This is a genomic window from Cesiribacter sp. SM1 (assembly GCF_020178975.1).
GTDB lineage: Bacteria > Bacteroidota > Bacteroidia > Cytophagales > Cyclobacteriaceae > Cesiribacter.
Genome location: NZ_JAHXBU010000087.1, coordinates 1 through 15,584 on the forward strand (window position 1 = coordinate 1; position 15,584 = coordinate 15,584).

Genomic DNA, 15,584 nt, shown 5'->3' on the forward strand with positions numbered 1-15,584 from the left:
TCCTGAAAGGTGAAAAGCCACTTTCTGTAACAGCGGTAGTCCATCAGAACAAGCCTCATGTTTATAAAAATGTAGATGATGAAGCAACAATCATCCTGCAATATCCCAATGCACAATGTGTCATCCAGGGGTCGTGGAACTGGACCTTTCCCCGCAAGGATATGGAAGTGTATGGCACCAAAGGCTATGCACTTGCAGTGGACGCCACTACTGTGCACCAGCGTTTAGCAGCAGGCAGTTCTGAAGAGGTGCTAAAGCTATCCCCACGCCCCCATCCACATACTGATCCTTTCTCATTATTTGCTTCGGTGGTAAAAGGCAGATTAAAGCAGGATGAGTTTGACTTATATGGACTGCCTGTTAACGTAACAGTAGTAGAAATTCTGGAGGCCGCAAAAGCATCTGCAAGTCTAAACAAAACAGTTTTCTTAGAGTAAGTTCAGAGGGTACTGGAAATTACTTTACAAAAGAAGTTAACTATCACAATGGTTTTAATTTCAACCGCTGTTCATCCCTTTGTTATATATCAACAGAAACGTCCCTTAGCCTAATCAGCAGCAGTTTGTAGATGTGACTGCTTTCCTGCCAGGCTGAATAATAACCAGGTTTAAACAGTGTAGAAGGAGTTTCATGAGCAGGTTATTTGGTTCTTGAAAACTTACTAAGCAAGTATCAAGAAGAATTAACAATTCATACTACTCCTCTTTGTGGTAACACAGCAAGATGAAAACTCCAACAGAACCGTGCTATACTTCAATGAAGAAGCTTACCTCGGAATGACTACGGATCATAGGGCATCAATCAGAAGACCCAATTGTTGTGTAGCAGGCATACAAACCTTCTATGGCCGAGTATGCTGTGAAGCACCAGGTTTCAGGTGGAAGCGAGTTTAACTATAACCGCATGTCCTGGATCAAACCTAACGCTCTGTGGAGGATACTCCGATGTGGTTGGGGAAATAAGGAATACCAGGAGCGGGTGTTGACACTCTGGCTCAATAAATCAGATTTTGAAGGTATTCTCGGGCAGGCTGTCTTTTCCAACTTCACTACTTGCTATTATGAAAACCATGAGCAATGGAAGCAGCAGTTACAAGAGAAAGAAGTAAGGCTACAATGGGATCCATATCATGATACTTATGGTAACAAACTTACCAAGGGAGCCATTCAACTGGGATTAAAAGGAGAATCTTTAAAGCTTTTGACCAGCAGCTGTAATTGAGAACCTTTGTCCGGGAGAATGCGCTGGAATAAGAAATTCAAGTGCATCAATCATGAATCGCTTGTTGTTACAATTCTGCAGGCAGGGGAGAATCGTTGAATAGCTTGCCCGCAATCCTTATTTAATCGGTACCTTTGTGTGTCACTATATCCTTATGCACAAAATATTAGTCATAGAAGATGATCCTACCCTCAACAATAATATTAAAGAGGCTTTGACTGAAGATCAGATGGTTGTGTCGACCTCCTATGATGGGTTGATTGCAGAAAAAATGCTGAAAAAGGAAAGATGGGATTGTATTATTCTGGACATTAATCTTCCCTATAAAAATGGGTATGAGCTATGCAAAGAATTTCGTCTGCACAATTCACATACCCCGGTCCTGATGCTCACTGCTTTCGATCAGATCGAGGATAAGGTTCAGGGATATCAATGCGGGGCAGATGATTTCCTGACAAAACCCTTTTACATGAAGGAGCTACTCCTGCGAATCCACTCCCTGCTTAAAAGAAGAAACATGGAGGCCAGAGCCGACGAAGCAGATGCTACCCTGGTGGCCGGGGATATAGTCATACACCTGGTCAATAAGAAAATTACCCGCGGGGGAATTGAGATACCACTCACTCCCCGTGAATTTCAAATCTTGTATCGTTTGATCAGAGCGAAGGGAGAACTTGTACTGAAAAAGGACCTGATAAGGGAAATCTGGGGAACCTCGGTAGATACTAACACCAATACCATTGAAGTATATATTAACTTCCTGCGCAAAAAGGTAGACAAGCCTTTTGACAAAGATTCCATTAAAACGAAGATTGGCTTTGGCTATTATTTTGAGGAATCATGAGCATCCGTAAGAAGATACTGATATACTTTTCGGTTGTGACCATTCTGCTGGTGGGCGTTGCGCTGGTATTTATATATGAATTGTTTTATGAATACCGGGCAGAGGAGTTTCATGATCAGCAGAAAACCAAGATCGTCACCACCCTTAAATTGCTTACCAAGGTACGGAACATTGATGAGCAGGTGATCAGAGCCATGGATCAAATCACCATTAACGAGCTCTATGATGAAAAGCTACTGATCTTTGATGAGGGAAAAAGGCTAATCTACTCAAGTATTGACGATACCCAGATTCCCTATGCACAAAAACTGCTGGAGAAACTTTCGCCTGAGGCACCCTGGCTAGCCCATAAGGATGGGCAATATGATGTTACGGGCATGTACTATAAATTGGGCAACCAAGCATATTATGGCATCAGCAAGGCATATGATGTATCGGGCAATCATAATCTGAATTACCTGAAGTACGAGCTGTCTCTTACTTTCTTATGTATGCTGATTATAGTGATCGTCATGTCACATTACCTGGCAAGAAGAATTACCCATCCCATTGTACAGCTGACCAAACAGATTAATGAGTATGATTTTGAAGTAAGCCCCGCGGCACTGCCTTTTCCCGCTTCCAAAAATGAAGTGGCCATTTTAACACTACGTTTTAATGAACTCATGAACAGGATGAAAGCGGCATACTCTTTCCAGAAACATGCGGTTCACCATATTTCTCATGAACTGAAAACACCCATCGCGATACTGGTCTCTAACTTTGAAAAGATAGAAAAGGAAACAGACCGTAATAAAATGGTTGAGTTGATCAAGATTCAGAAAGATCAGACGATGAATCTCAACGAGATCATTAATTACTTACTAGAGATTGCCAAAACAGAATCGGAAAATATTGCGCTACAGACACAGGTGCGGGTAGATGAACTGATTTTCGACCTGGCCGATGAACTCAAACGGCTCCACCCAGAATTTCAGTTCAGCATCGAATATACGCAGAGTACCGACAATGACAATAGTTTTACTGTACTCGCCAACGACCGCTTGCTCAAAGCAGCCTTAATGAACATCATGATGAATTGCATCCAGTACAGCAGTGATCATAAAGCCAGAATTGACATCGACAATGATCCTACCCAGCTGCGGATAAACTTCACCAACAAGGGGCCTATTCTCCAAACATGGGAGGAGCCTTCGATCTTCCAGCGCTTTTTCCGTGGGGAAAATAGCCAGGATAAACTGGGATTTGGCCTGGGCCTGGTGTTTGTGCATAAGATTATGGACATACATGGAGGCCAGATTTTTTATCGCTCAGAAGAGCAGAACCTCAATGTTTTCAGTATAATATTTCCATTAAGCTAAAATTTATTCTTTTTAAGGTCTTTTTAAGCTGCTTAACTCCACTTTTACAGTTCAACAAGCATGAGTGAAGATCAATGGGTTTTACTTTCAAACATCTTAAGTCAGATGTATTATCGGGTTCGGTTGTTTTTCTGATTGCGCTGCCCCTTTGTCTTGGCATTGCACTGGCCAGTGGGGCTCCTTTGTTTGCCGGCATCATTTCAGGTGTAGTGGGCGGTATTGTAATAGGGCTCCTAAGCAATTCGCAACTGAGCGTGGCCGGTCCTGCGGCAGGTCTTACAGCCATTGTGTTGTCTGCCATTACCACCCTGGGTTCTTATGAGGTATTTCTGCTGGCTGTAGTATTGGCGGGAGCTATGCAGCTGGTGCTGGGTTATGCTAAAGCCGGTACAATCTCCAATTATTTTCCATCCAATGTAATTGAAGGAATGCTGACGGCCATTGGCATCATAATTATTTTAAAGCAAATTCCCCATGCTTTTGGCTATGATGCAGATTATGAAGGAGATTTTTCTTTTCAGGAACCTGGTACAGGTCACAATTCCTTTACCGCCCTGCTAGATACTGTGAATTACCTGCATTTGGGGGCAGTGATGGTTACGCTGGTCTCTCTGGCCATCCTGATCGCCTTTAATAAAGTTGCATATTTAAAACGACTGAAAGCCCTGCCCGGAGCCCTGGTGGCGGTGGTGGCAGGTACAATCCTGAACGAACTTTTCATCTTAAGCGGATCATCCCTGGCCATTGATCAGGAGCACCTGGTAAGCCTTCCTATGCCCGCTACGTTCGATGAATTTATGGGTCAGTTTACCCTGCCAGATTTTACGGCCTTTGTAAATCCGCAGGTATGGATAGTAGCCCTTACCATTGCCATTGTAGCCAGCGTAGAATCACTGCTTTGCATAGAGGCTGCCGATAAAATAGATCCTGAGAAACGATTTACCAACACCAATACCGAGCTCAAGGCACAAGGAATTGGCAACATGATCAGCGGTCTGATTGGCGGCATACCTATTACCTCAGTTATCGTAAGAACCTCTGCCAACATTAATTCAGGTGCTAAAACCAAGTTATCTGCTGTGGCACATGGGGTGTTTCTGTTGACGGCCGTGGTGGCAATTCCAGGCTTACTTAATAAGATTCCTTTGGCTACCCTGGCTGCTGTACTGATTATGATTGGATTTAAACTGGCAAGCCCTGCAGTGTTCAAGCATATGTGGCATAGCGGTAAATATCAGTTTATCCCCTTTGTGGTTACAGTATTGGCGGTGGTATTTACCGATTTGCTGGTTGGAGTAGGCATTGGCCTGGCGGTAAGTATATTCTTTATCCTGAAGGGCAATTTAAAGCTTGCTTATTTCTTCAACAAAGAAGAGCACTATCAGGGGGAAACCATTCGGATTGACCTGGCGCAGGAAGTATCGTTTTTGAACAAAGCAGCCATCAAGCAAACCCTGATACATTTACCGGAAAAAAGTACAGTGGTGATAGATGCTTCCAATACGGTATATATAGATCATGACGTACTACAGTTAATCAAAGATTTTCTTGAGCGAGGGTCGCAGGAAAAACAAATCAAGGTAAACCTTACTGGTTTCCGCGAGGCCTATAAGCTTCATCATTATACTCATATAACTTCTGTTCCCCATGCAAGTATTGACCAAAGAGACACAGTCGAGTATCACGCCTAATAAAGCACTGGAGTACCTGAAAGAAGGCAACCTCCGTTTTGTGAATAACCTGAAAAGGAACCGAGATATCCTGCAGCAAGCCAATGAAACCAGAAACGGACAGTGGCCTTTTGCCACCATCCTGAGCTGCATTGACAGCCGCACCTCCGCCGAACTGATCTTTGACCAGGGCCTCGGTGATATCTTTTCCATCAGAATTGCCGGCAACATTGTTAATACCGACATCATCGGCAGCATGGAGTTTGCCTGTAAAATAGCTGGTTCTAAGCTTTTAGTGGTATTGGGCCACAGCAGATGCGGTGCGGTAAAGGGCGCCTGTGATAATGTGGAAATGGGAAATCTCACAGAGTTACTTTCCAAACTGCATCCTGCTGTTTATCAGGAAACAATTACTACTGAGATGACTCATAGAAATTCCTCCAATGAAACATTTGTAGAAAATGTAGCCATGATCAATGTAAAGCGCTCGGTTTATGCCATTGTGGAACGCAGCTATATTCTGGAGCAAATGATTGAGCAGGGTGAGATTGCAATCATTGGTGCTATGTATAACCTGGAAACAGGCTTGGTAGAGTTTTACCCTGAAACCTTGATCAATGATGCATCCGGCATCAAGGCCATCCGTAATAAGAATCGTTGATATGGGCATTGAAGAGATAGAACAGTAGCTGCCAATCCTTGCATGGGTTTCTAAAAAATCGTTGGTCTGTAAAACTGTATATTAAAGGGGCTCCTAATTATTGTTAAGCTGTTCATCCCGAGTGCCCATTGCAGACTATTATCTGGAAAACAGCTAAAGGGTAAGATGCATAAGAGCTAAATGCAGTAATCAGGGTGCTGCCCGAAGTTGTTGAAAATGCTTGCTGAGCTGCATGCGTATCTTTGATTATGAATAAGATAAAGTTAATCATAGGACTAGTGGCTATTATAGCTTTAGCATACTACTGCAGTGAATCACCTGCCAGGTATGTTGGATTGATTCAGGATGAGTTTAAAGGGGAAATTGTTGTAAAGCGATTTGATGAGATTTGGCATTATACCTTATCGGACAATGAAAGTGAACATGATTTTGTTCCGACATGTGGACCTGAACTTCAAATAGGTGATTTGATCTATAAACCGGCAAACGCAAACTTCTTTTATGTTTATACTGGTTCCGATACTGTAAAGGTACCCTTTATAAGAATTTCTGAAAGTCAATACGGTGGAGTTCTGTGGCCAGATGGATTGGAAATTGATTATATAGATTGTAAGAAGACTGAGCCAAAGTGACTAGTATAAAAAAGCTAATGTCCTCATAGTATTTAGCCATTGTTTGTGCAGGCCCCTGACTTAACGTGAATTATGGGTAAGCATCAGCGTCAATTGCTCCTTGATCGTCATCCCCTCGCAGGCGGGGATCTGTCAGATAAAAACAGGAATGGTGATTTCACCTGTAAAAGCAAACAGATCTCCCTCTTCAGGGGAGTGAAGGCTTGTATTTAGCTGTAGAACTTGTATTTGACTATAGAAAATGATAACAGGTAGATTATCAGCAGCTTTAATCTATAGCTCAGATTAACATTAAATACATGATCTGCCTGGCAGTACTTCTATATTTGCTAATTAACCTGAAGTTTTCTGCCAAAGCCCTCCTATATCAAAACCATGGACTTTTCTTTGCTTTAGTAGTGGTACAGTGTTGTTAGGTAAAACAGGGAGGCAATATTTGGGTCTATGGCTAATGCTTTTGGGCTTGATCAAGTTTAATATCTGCTGATGTTTTGATACATCCTGTAGCGCTTTCCTTTTCTGGCAAAAACTGCTCGCATTCTTGTTCTTTGTCCCTGTGTGAACATATACATGGCTTCATCGTCCACCAGATCCATAAAATTCATGAACATGCTGCTCTTGCCACAGGAGTATTGTGGGTAGCTGGGTGATCCGTGATGTGGACCTGTGGTGGTGGGGGTGTCTTCAACGAAGTCTGTTGACTGGCAAGCCTCCTGTGGGTTGCCATAAGTATGTAAAAGATTAAGCCAGTGGCCGATTTCATGCGTTGCCGTTCTTCCAAGTCCATTTCCCTCTGCTAATGGAGGCAAAGTTCCGAATGCGCGTGGATCTATTACCACACCATCTATTCTGGGATCAGCACCAGGGGCCTGCGCATACCCGGCTAACCCTAGATTGCCATGCCGGTCTGTCATTTCAGCTACCCAAATATTAAGATATTGATCTGTTGGCCAGGCATCATGCCCTCCCTGCTCCGTGAAATACAGCTTAAGCGCCTCCACTGGTAAACCAGGATCATGGCCCTGAAAACCATCAACTTTACTTTGCGTCCTGGTAATTCCATTAGTTGGTTGCCCGTTCGGGTCTGTGGATGCTAGTTTGAATTCTATACCTACATCTGCTACCAGGGGCAGGAACTCCTGTGGTGTGTTGAGATGATCCGGATTTCGTTTTCTAAAGTCATGGTTCAGCACCGCTACCTGAGAAGCAATCTTCTCATCACTAATGTTAAAAATCTCCAGATCATAGATAACATGTACTACTACAGGGATCTGTATGATTTCATCTTCTGTTATCTCTGGAGTGGGTGTAGGTTCAGATTTGTTACAGGCAGCAAACAACACTTGAAGAAACAGAAGGCAAGGGAATAAACGTTTCAAAGGATTAAGAGTAATGATAGAGCTATGCATACTGCGAGCGAGGCTGCGACACACTTTTAGGTTTCATGCGGATATTCGGCATTAGGATTTGATTTTATACCAACTGGTGGATTTTAGCCCACTGAAGCAGCATAATTGTTTTACCATCTTTTATTTCTCCGGTATTAATCATGTTATAAGCCTGATCGAAATCCAGCTCCAGCACTTCTATGTTTTCCTGCTCCTCTACCAGGCCTCCTCCGCTGCTTACCTTCATTTCATTTGAATACTCGCCAACGAAGAAGTAGAGTATCTCCGTTACAGAGCCCGGAGACATATAGGATTCAAAGATCTTCTGCACCTTCGATATCCGGTAGCCGGTTTCTTCCTCTGTTTCTTTCCTGATGCAGTCTTCAGCATTATCCTTATCCAAAAGACCTGCGCAGGCCTCGATTAACATACCGCTGCTATTACCATTTACAAAAGTGGGCAGCCTGAATTGCCTGGTGAGCACCACAGTTCTATTTTCCCTGTTGTAGAGCAGAATTGTTGCTCCATTGCCCCTGTCGTAGGCTTCCCTGCTCTGCGTTTCCCATTCTCCATTCTTCTTCTGATATTCATAAGTCACCTTATTAAGGGTGTACCAGTTGTTGGAGAGCAATTCTGTTTTGGTGATTTTTACTTGTTCATTCATGTCCTTTGGTGATTACATATTTTCGGTTGCGTATATGGAAGGCTATCAAAGAATTATATTGAATTGACAGCCAACTGTTGCTGAAGATGGATATCATTTTACAGTACGAGCAATTCGGGTATCTATTCTTATTGTTTTTTCAACTCCCATTTCCATATGAGTCCATCATCCGGGTCATTGATTACTTCAACTTTTTCAAAATTACTTTTCGTCAATACCCTGGTGGAAGGGTTTTCTTCGGCGAGTGTGTGGGCAATGATTGATTTTACTCTTTTGTCCTTGAAGGCATTTTCGATAAGTGCAACTGCCAATTCTTTTGCCAATCCACGATTTCGGTAGTCAGTTGCGATCTCGTAGCCAATTTCAACAGTCCCCCCTGCTGTGGGTTTACCTTTATATCCCCCACTTCCAATTAATTTGTTGTCTTGTTTATGGATTGGAAAGTACGTCCACCAACCCCTCTCGTCTTCATCTTCTGATAGTTTGTCAAAAGCGTATTGCAATGCGCCGATGCCAAATTCAGTCCAGATCTCCGGAACTGTTACCCCTAATTTTTTTGCAAGGCTTTTATTTCCTGCAATGGCTGCTTCTAATATTTCAGGAGTGCACGGAATGATTCTTAAGTTTCTGGTCTCTACTGTCATTTCTATGATCATGGAATTGTCTTTTTTTTCCTGACCACTAAGGCCAGTTAGTTCGGATAGCGCTGCTGCTAAAAGTGCTGAATTAGCCAGAAATTAACAACAGCTTTAGGTAGAATAAGCGATCCACCAATAGCGTAAGGCAATCACTTCCCCAACTCATGCTGTACTGGCGAAGCAACAGGAGTTTCTGTGCGTATGATGCATCAGGCCAACTTTTCCCAAATCCATTCAATAGGCCCATGCGAAAAATAGCGCAGCCACCAATGGCTGGTCAACACCTGCAGGACAAAGAAAACCAATGCCAATAAGTAGATTTGTACTAATGAGTACATGCAGAACAGCGTTAATTTCCTCATTTAAATGATGGCTATCGATCAACACATCAGCACTAATCGAAGCGGGATAAACAATAACATTCGCTAAAATGATTCCTAGCAAAGCCAATCCTCTGAAAGCATCTACAATGGGCACTCGCTCTTTCGTAGCAAGGGGTTGATGTGCATTCATGATATTCTTAGGGGAAATAACTAAATAAGCCGATGCTACGCCCGTACCTGTCTCCCGAGCAGCTATTCCTTTCAGTGCATCCAACGGCAGTGATGCACGGGGGGGGTACTTGCAGCGGGCACAGCTACCACTGCCCGCATAGCTTCTGGTGAATAAAAAGCTGGTATAACCAGTCTTGAAAACTGTCAGCAAATGGAATATAAAAGCAGGATCATCATTGGTTGATCAGGGCAATGGCTTTCTCCAGTACGCGGTCTTTCCCGGCTGCCAGATCGGCCTCCTGATTCTGTACCAGTACATCCGGTGGAAAACCTTTGCCTTCGTACGAGTTGCCATCAGCAAAGGTGACTTGTTGTGTGGATAGGCTATAATACCAGCCATTCTGCAGTTCCCGGGCCATCATGGTAGAGGTGGAGCCATTGGTTTTTTCCCCTACAAGTGTAACATTGGGTAGTGTTGCGAAAGCCATGGTAGCCCGCTCGGCTGCACTTAGGGTAAAGGCATCAATCAGCACGACGATGGGCTTTGTGTATCCTGTTCCTTTTGGAACTAAGTACCAGGGATGCCAGGAGGTGTAATCGTGGGTGCCGGGGCCGTTTTTTGTTCTGGAGGTAAAAACCAGTCTCTTTTCTTCTGCAAGTTGCTCTGCCAGCAGGAAGGCATAAGTAAAATCACCGCCGGTATTATGGCGTAAATCAAAAATCAGACCTTTGGCCGCTATATTTTTCCGTATCCATTGGCCCAGGTGCTCCCATTGTGCGCCAACAAAATCTGTATGGATGTATAAAACACCTTCGTTCGTCATCCCCCGCATATATCCTTCATCACTGTTTTCCTTCAGCGACCCAGGCGCCAGGTAGTTTGTTCTTATCACCTCTTTGTTGAATAAGTCATAACCAGTCTTCTCACGATACGTGCTGTTTGCATAATATACTTCCCTGCCAGGAGTCGTGAGCTGTATGTGGCCATCATCAAATTCTGCCATCAGCGCTGTGAGCAGGCTATATAGTTCTTCTTCAGAATCCAGATTCTGGGCCTGGTTTGCATACCTTATTTTTAGTTCGGGCCAATCGATGGCCCGTTCTTCAAATGGGGCATAAAAGGATTCAAATTCTGTTATGAATTGCTCATAAATCACCTGAGGGTGGTTCTGGGGATCGGGCTCAAATAATATATCCTGGCAGGAAGCCAGCGTGCCAAGCAGCAGTAAGCCAAAAATGATCTTTTTCACTATTGTAATGTTGATAAAGTTTAAAAATGATAGGTAATGCCAAGGCTAAGCTCATTGCGGATAGCAACAACCTTGCGGGGCGCTGAAAAGCGAAAATATTCGCCCTGGTATACAGCGGCAGCTGACCATCTTTCTGATAGGGAAAGGCTGTAAGAGAGCATCCAGTTGAGCTTCTGCAGTTTATCTATGGTAACCAGGCTGCCGTCTTTATATAAATTGCCCAGCGTGGTAAGGGTGCTGTGCGAACTTTGGTTGGCGATGAATTCATCATCGTTTACGGCATAAGGGGAGCGGGCAAGCCAGCTGAGTACAGGCATGGAGAAACTCCCCTCCAGCGCATGTTTGGCACCCAAAGCATACCTTGCCTGTAGCACCGGGCCAATACCAGTGGTAAGGGTGTAGCCAAAGAAGCTTTGCGCGCCATATCCCCAAAAGAAAGCTCCCGTTCCGTTCTCTAGTATCCCTCCGGCACTTAAGGTTAGTTTGTTGCCTTTATGGATTGTTTTCAGGAAGGCATAATGGAGATCCAGTAGTACAAAAGTTGTAGGGATAGCATCTACTTCCTCTAGCGTACGCCATTCCAGATACCGGTATAGCGGTCCCGATCCCATGTTGTACTGGCCAGCGGAAATACCAAACAGGTGAATGCTGCTGTTTCGCTGACGCCTATAGTTGAGCCGGGCATTCAGCAAAGAATTTCCCTGGTACAGCATGGGAGAAAACAGGAAATCCTGGCGCATGTACTGCCGCAGGCCCCACTGTAGCTGCAGCTCGTTTTTGTGGTTCAGGTCTTGGGCAAATGCTCCGGGTGTACAGCACAGCGAGCCTGCCAGCACTAAAAAAAAGTAAAAAAGACGAACACTTCGCATAGTTCTTTAGGTCTTGAATCCGCTTCAAAATTAGGCTCTCTTTCTATCAAAAAGGGGAGCTAAAGATTGAAGTATGGCAGTTGGCTGCCAAATCAAGGCCTTTCTAGGCTGAAGTCAGGGTTTTTCGGATCCAAATTTTAAAGTCGCCGGCTCTCTTTTGGCTAATGATGAGGGGCTCTGCTGTTCCATGCTTTACGCTAAGCTCAATTTTGCCTGAACGCTGCACCACATAATGCAGGCAGTTGTCGTGTTTTACAATGTGCTGCCTGTTTAGCCTATAAAACTGGGCGGGAGGTAACAATTTTTCCAGCTTTTCAAGGGTGCCAGAATAGCGGTAGTGTTTGCCTTCCATCGTGTGGATGAAGACGGTACTTTGCTCCAGCTGGCACAAGGCAATATCGCTAAGGTTTAGTACCACCACCTTTTCTCCCGATGCTACCAACAAAGTTTGCGGTTCTGCTTCTGGCTGCTCCTCTACTATACTCTCCCTTAATGAGTTGTTGTCGCCGATAAGAACGGGTGGAGTGTGGACTTGCCCTTGCTGTAGCTGTTGCCAGAGCGCTCTTGTGTAGAGGAATAAATTGAAAAGTAAAATAAGGACTACAACGAAATAAAACTCGTACAGGAAAAAGCCTGATTCTTGTATGTTTTCTTCCCACACCCAACGCTTGTAGCCCCAGGCAATTAAAATTACCAGCAGCACCGGTAATAGCAGGCTCAAGCAAAACTGCCTGATCAATCCCGGTATCAAGGCAGTTTGGATGGGGTATTTTTCTTGGGTACCTATAAAAACAACATAGATGTAGGACCAGAGCATAAGATTGATCGCTACCGTATAGCCCATGTCCAGATAATACCAGGGGGAGGTGAGGAATTCAAAGATACTTTCATCTCTTCCCAGCTGTATAATGAAGTGGCTGCATACCAGGCTATAAAGCAGCAGGTTGCGAAATATGCTCCCCTTAAGATGTTTAATCATGCATCCCTCATTAAATCCTTACAGGACAAATCTCCGAAAAATTCTGAAAGGATTATGCTTGCAGGTTCTTCAATCCACGATTTAAACTTCTTAGCGTAATGCCCAGATACGAAGCCATGTCTTCTTTGGATAAGGATATTTCCTGTTTTGCCTGTAAGGCCAGTAGTTTGGCCAAACTATGCTCTACCGTGTACAGCTGTTGGTAAGAGGCCCGGCTGGCTGTATTGATAATGCGCTGGGCAAAAGCATCGATCAGCAAGGCATTGAGCCCTAAATCCTTTTTCAACAGGGATTGGAAGAGGGGAATGGAGAAGGCATAAATGCTTACATCTGTCATCGCTTCTATAGAGCACAAGCAGGGGATATTCCTGATACATTCTATCTCCCCAATAATTTCGCCTTTTCCCAGGAATTCCAGGATGTATTCTTTGTCATTTGGCTCGGTGAAAAAACATTTCGTGATGCCATCTGCAATCAGCATTACCTTGGTAGCAACTTCGTTCTGGCGTAGTAATTTTTGCCCTTTTGTATAATGCTTTAGGCTTATGGTTTCATTTTGGTCCTGCTTTGCATAAAGTGTTTGTGCATAAGCTAAAAACGATTGGTTTGTTCTTAACATAAATCCGTTGGGACAAATGTCCTTTTTTTAAATAATCGCCCTTTTGAATTTTGCATCATTATAAAGCCGAATGTAAGAAAATGAAAAATGGGGTAAAAAGCATTGCCTTTGATGCAGATGACACACTGTGGATCAACGAACCTTATTTCCAGGAAGCAGAAAGGGAGTTTTGTACTTTGCTAAAAGATTATCTGCCACAACATGCTATTTCTGAGGAATTGCTTAAAACTGAAATGAGAAACCTGTCTTTGTATGGATATGGCATCAAAGGCTTCGTACTCTGTATGATAGAAACAGCCAGCAGGATCACCAATCACAGCGCATCCTTTGGCTTGGCGGATAAGATTTTACAACTTGGCCAGGAGCTTTTGCAAAGACCTATCGAACTGCTGCCAGGGGTACAGGAAACCCTGGAACAGCTGAAAGGAAAATACAGGCTGGTGGTGGCCACCAAAGGTGATTTGTTAGACCAGGAGCGAAAGCTGAAGAACTCTGGCCTGGAACATTATTTCCACCACATTGAAATAATGAGCGATAAAAAAGCAAGCGATTACCAAAAACTGCTGATACACCTGGATTGCGAGCCTGGACATTTTATGATGTTGGGGAATTCTATAAAATCCGATGTGCTTCCGGTGTTGGAAATTGGAGGGTTTGCTGCTCATATCCCTTATCGCCTTACCTGGACACACGAACAACACCATGATCATTTGCAACACGACCGCTTGCTAGAACTAAAGCATATCAATGAAATTTTACAATATATAGTATAGTTATGAAAACCCTATTCAACATAGAGGGGTGGAGCAGAAAAGAACACTACCACTTTTTCTCCAGGTTTGAGGAGCCTTTCTTTGGTGTCACAGTTACAGTAGATTGCACAAAAGCCTACCATCTTGTTAAAGAAAAGAAGCAATCATTTTTTTTGTACTATCTCTACAGGGCCTTAAAAACCGCCAATGAAATAGAGAATTTCCGATACAGGATTATTGATGATAAAGTTTATCTTTTCGATCAGATAAATGCTTCCCCAACCATCAGCCGTGCCAACAATACCTTTGGTTTTGCCTACCTGGATTATCACAAAGAAGAGCCCATTTTTTATGAAAAGGCTTTACAGGAAATAGATAAGGTACAAAAGACAAATTCGTTAGTAACCGCAGCTCCAAGCGAAAATGTCATTCTCGTTTCCGCATTACCCTGGCTTAATTTTTCCGCACTTTCTCATGCAAGAAGCTTTTCCTTCCCTGATAGCTCCCCTAAAATCTCGTTTGGAAAAGTAACAGAAAAACAGGGGCAAAAAACAATGCCTGTTTCCATCCACGTACACCACGGGTTGATGGACGGCTACCACGTAGGGTTATTCGTTGACAGATTTCAGGAACTGCTGAATGAAGTTTAGAATTGCGGTAGCTAGCTCCTTTCATAGGATGCAACGATTGGCAAAGGTGGCAATCAAGATGGGACTATATTTAAGAAAACTTAAAACTTTCGATTTTAGGAGCAAACCAAAAGCATTCAATAAGATAAACTTGATTCTCCAGGAGTCAATTTTGATATTAAAACCCCTCTCCTGGGCAAACCCTGTTGATACAAAACAGATTGATGACCTTTACTTTTAGCCACCAATCTTCAGCGACTGGATTAGGCCGTCTCTGAATACAAAATTATAGTTTAGTATAAGTGGACTTCCTTCAAATGTGCCTGAAATTTCTGCTAACAAAACACCTGTTGTTTCACAATGGGTATATTTCAGTGGCTTTATAATAGTATTGTACTTATTGTTTGCTTCACTAATCCAATGTTTAATTTCAGCCTTTCCTTTGTGCGTTTTACCCTCGTCAAACACAACGGCATTTTCTGAAAAACAATCAGCAAAAGCTGCGCTGTCGTGATTAGCTTGTGCATTCACTAAATCTAGTACCTCGTTTGGTAAGTTCATCGTTTTCATAATTAATGTATTTGAATGGTGATTCAGCATATTAGATAGTTGGAATTGTTCCTCCGTCAATGATGTATTCCGTACCGGTCAGATAACCTGCTCTTGGCGATACCAAAAAGCCGACAAATTCGGCAATTTCTTCAGGCTTTGCAGGTCTGCCCATGGGTATTCCGCCTAATGCATCCATCACGCTTTGCGTGGCTTGCTCTATAGTACTGCTCGAGCTTTGGGCTATGCGCTCCATCATTCTCTTGGCAGAGGTAGTCATGATCCATCCGGGTGAAACGGTGAGCACTCGCACGCCTTGAGGGGAAACCTCCTTTGACAATGCTTTGCTGTAATTGATTAAACC

At 43.4% G+C, this 15,584-nt stretch carries 17 protein-coding genes and 2 pseudogenes; 9 read left to right on the top strand and 10 right to left on the bottom strand.

Features of this window, described 5'->3' with window-relative positions; all coding sequences use genetic code 11:
• From KWJ01_RS13820 to KWJ01_RS13850, 7 genes and pseudogenes are all read left to right on the top strand, one after another.
• Positions 1-437, top strand: a pseudogene (locus KWJ01_RS13820) (gfo/Idh/MocA family oxidoreductase); the annotation flags it as partial.
• Positions 438-837: 400 nt separating this feature from the next.
• Positions 838-1,221 (top strand): annotated as a pseudogene (locus KWJ01_RS13825) (DUF4291 family protein); the annotation flags it as partial.
• Positions 1,222-1,375: 154 nt separating this feature from the next.
• Positions 1,376-2,065 carry a response regulator transcription factor gene (locus tag KWJ01_RS13830; protein ID WP_224997106.1) on the top strand — a complete coding sequence of 230 codons (690 nt, stop codon included), beginning with the start codon at positions 1,376-1,378 and terminating at the stop codon, positions 2,063-2,065.
• Entirely contained in the window at positions 2,062-3,426 is a 1,365-nt protein-coding gene (locus tag KWJ01_RS13835; protein ID WP_224997108.1) for a HAMP domain-containing sensor histidine kinase, read from the top strand. The genes KWJ01_RS13830 and KWJ01_RS13835 overlap by 4 nt, the downstream gene beginning before the upstream one ends.
• A gap of 74 nt (positions 3,427-3,500) precedes the next feature.
• A complete protein-coding gene (locus KWJ01_RS13840; protein WP_224997110.1) occupies positions 3,501-5,117 on the top strand; it encodes a SulP family inorganic anion transporter in 1,617 nt (538 codons plus the stop codon).
• A complete protein-coding gene (locus KWJ01_RS13845) occupies positions 5,074-5,757 on the top strand; it encodes a carbonic anhydrase family protein (protein ID WP_224997112.1) in 684 nt (227 codons plus the stop codon). The genes KWJ01_RS13840 and KWJ01_RS13845 overlap by 44 nt, the downstream gene beginning before the upstream one ends.
• A 248-nt stretch (positions 5,758-6,005) precedes the next feature.
• Entirely contained in the window at positions 6,006-6,389 is a 384-nt protein-coding gene (locus KWJ01_RS13850) for a hypothetical protein (protein WP_224997114.1), read from the top strand.
• Positions 6,390-6,862: 473 nt separating this feature from the next.
• Here the strand turns inward: KWJ01_RS13850 and KWJ01_RS13855 are convergent, their stop codons facing one another.
• From KWJ01_RS13855 to KWJ01_RS13890, 8 genes are all read right to left on the bottom strand, one after another.
• On the bottom strand, positions 6,863-7,768 hold the full coding sequence (locus tag KWJ01_RS13855) for a zinc metalloprotease (protein ID WP_224997115.1): 906 nt from the start codon (positions 7,766-7,768) through the stop codon (positions 6,863-6,865).
• Between the two features lie 94 nt (positions 7,769-7,862).
• The gene (nudK, locus tag KWJ01_RS13860) at positions 7,863-8,441 is read right to left on the bottom strand and encodes a GDP-mannose pyrophosphatase NudK (RefSeq protein ID WP_224997117.1); all 579 of its coding nucleotides are present in this window, start codon (positions 8,439-8,441) and stop codon (positions 7,863-7,865) included.
• A 128-nt stretch (positions 8,442-8,569) separates the two neighbouring features.
• Positions 8,570-9,097, bottom strand: coding sequence for a GNAT family N-acetyltransferase (locus tag KWJ01_RS13865; protein ID WP_224997118.1), 528 nt, complete (start codon positions 9,095-9,097; stop codon positions 8,570-8,572).
• 191 nt (positions 9,098-9,288) lie between these two features.
• Positions 9,289-9,441, bottom strand: coding sequence for a DUF418 domain-containing protein (locus KWJ01_RS28335; protein ID WP_224997119.1), 153 nt, complete (start codon positions 9,439-9,441; stop codon positions 9,289-9,291).
• A gap of 365 nt (positions 9,442-9,806) precedes the next feature.
• On the bottom strand, positions 9,807-10,823 hold the full coding sequence (locus KWJ01_RS13875; protein ID WP_224997120.1) for a S41 family peptidase: 1,017 nt from the start codon (positions 10,821-10,823) through the stop codon (positions 9,807-9,809).
• 20 nt (positions 10,824-10,843) lie between these two features.
• Positions 10,844-11,692, bottom strand: coding sequence for a hypothetical protein (locus KWJ01_RS13880; protein WP_224997121.1), 849 nt, complete (start codon positions 11,690-11,692; stop codon positions 10,844-10,846).
• 103 nt (positions 11,693-11,795) lie between these two features.
• The gene (locus tag KWJ01_RS13885; RefSeq protein WP_224997122.1) at positions 11,796-12,671 is read right to left on the bottom strand and encodes a LytTR family DNA-binding domain-containing protein; all 876 of its coding nucleotides are present in this window, start codon (positions 12,669-12,671) and stop codon (positions 11,796-11,798) included.
• Between the two features lie 52 nt (positions 12,672-12,723).
• Positions 12,724-13,290 (bottom strand): Crp/Fnr family transcriptional regulator, encoded by a 567-nt coding sequence (locus tag KWJ01_RS13890; RefSeq protein ID WP_224997123.1) that lies wholly within the window; start codon positions 13,288-13,290, stop codon positions 12,724-12,726.
• A gap of 80 nt (positions 13,291-13,370) precedes the next feature.
• Between KWJ01_RS13890 and KWJ01_RS13895 the strand changes: the two genes are divergently transcribed.
• Positions 13,371-14,063: an HAD family hydrolase gene (locus KWJ01_RS13895; protein WP_224997124.1), complete on the top strand. Its 693-nt coding sequence runs from the start codon at positions 13,371-13,373 to the stop codon at positions 14,061-14,063.
• 2 nt (positions 14,064-14,065) lie between these two features.
• Positions 14,066-14,692: a chloramphenicol acetyltransferase gene (locus KWJ01_RS13900; RefSeq protein WP_224997126.1), complete on the top strand. Its 627-nt coding sequence runs from the start codon at positions 14,066-14,068 to the stop codon at positions 14,690-14,692.
• A gap of 216 nt (positions 14,693-14,908) precedes the next feature.
• On the opposite strand, the gene KWJ01_RS13905 is transcribed toward KWJ01_RS13900, so the two are convergent.
• Together KWJ01_RS13905 and KWJ01_RS13910 are read right to left on the bottom strand one after the other, a co-directional pair.
• On the bottom strand, positions 14,909-15,241 hold the full coding sequence (locus KWJ01_RS13905; RefSeq protein ID WP_224997128.1) for a nuclear transport factor 2 family protein: 333 nt from the start codon (positions 15,239-15,241) through the stop codon (positions 14,909-14,911).
• A 31-nt stretch (positions 15,242-15,272) separates the two neighbouring features.
• Positions 15,273-15,584: SDR family oxidoreductase (locus tag KWJ01_RS13910; RefSeq protein WP_224997129.1), on the bottom strand; the 312-nt coding region annotated here is incomplete at its 5' end.

Bases quoted from the DNA above. Each gene is read 5' to 3' on its own strand.
- KWJ01_RS13905 (WP_224997128.1), bottom strand. From the start codon at position 15,241: ATGAAAACGATGAACTTACCAAACGAGGTACTAGATTTAGTGAATGCA.
- KWJ01_RS13840 (WP_224997110.1), top strand. From the start codon at position 3,501: ATGGGTTTTACTTTCAAACATCTTAAGTCAGATGTATTATCGGGTTCG.
- KWJ01_RS13865 (WP_224997118.1), bottom strand. From the start codon at position 9,097: ATGATCATAGAAATGACAGTAGAGACCAGAAACTTAAGAATCATTCCG.
- KWJ01_RS13890 (WP_224997123.1), bottom strand. From the start codon at position 13,290: ATGTTAAGAACAAACCAATCGTTTTTAGCTTATGCACAAACACTTTAT.
- KWJ01_RS13850 (WP_224997114.1), top strand. From the start codon at position 6,006: ATGAATAAGATAAAGTTAATCATAGGACTAGTGGCTATTATAGCTTTA.
- KWJ01_RS13895 (WP_224997124.1), top strand. From the start codon at position 13,371: ATGAAAAATGGGGTAAAAAGCATTGCCTTTGATGCAGATGACACACTG.
- KWJ01_RS13885 (WP_224997122.1), bottom strand. From the start codon at position 12,671: ATGATTAAACATCTTAAGGGGAGCATATTTCGCAACCTGCTGCTTTAT.
- KWJ01_RS13830 (WP_224997106.1), top strand. From the start codon at position 1,376: ATGCACAAAATATTAGTCATAGAAGATGATCCTACCCTCAACAATAAT.
- nudK (WP_224997117.1), bottom strand. From the start codon at position 8,441: ATGAATGAACAAGTAAAAATCACCAAAACAGAATTGCTCTCCAACAAC.
- KWJ01_RS13845 (WP_224997112.1), top strand. From the start codon at position 5,074: ATGCAAGTATTGACCAAAGAGACACAGTCGAGTATCACGCCTAATAAA.
- KWJ01_RS13835 (WP_224997108.1), top strand. From the start codon at position 2,062: ATGAGCATCCGTAAGAAGATACTGATATACTTTTCGGTTGTGACCATT.
- KWJ01_RS28335 (WP_224997119.1), bottom strand. From the start codon at position 9,441: ATGAGGAAATTAACGCTGTTCTGCATGTACTCATTAGTACAAATCTAC.
- KWJ01_RS13880 (WP_224997121.1), bottom strand. From the start codon at position 11,692: ATGCGAAGTGTTCGTCTTTTTTACTTTTTTTTAGTGCTGGCAGGCTCG.
- KWJ01_RS13900 (WP_224997126.1), top strand. From the start codon at position 14,066: ATGAAAACCCTATTCAACATAGAGGGGTGGAGCAGAAAAGAACACTAC.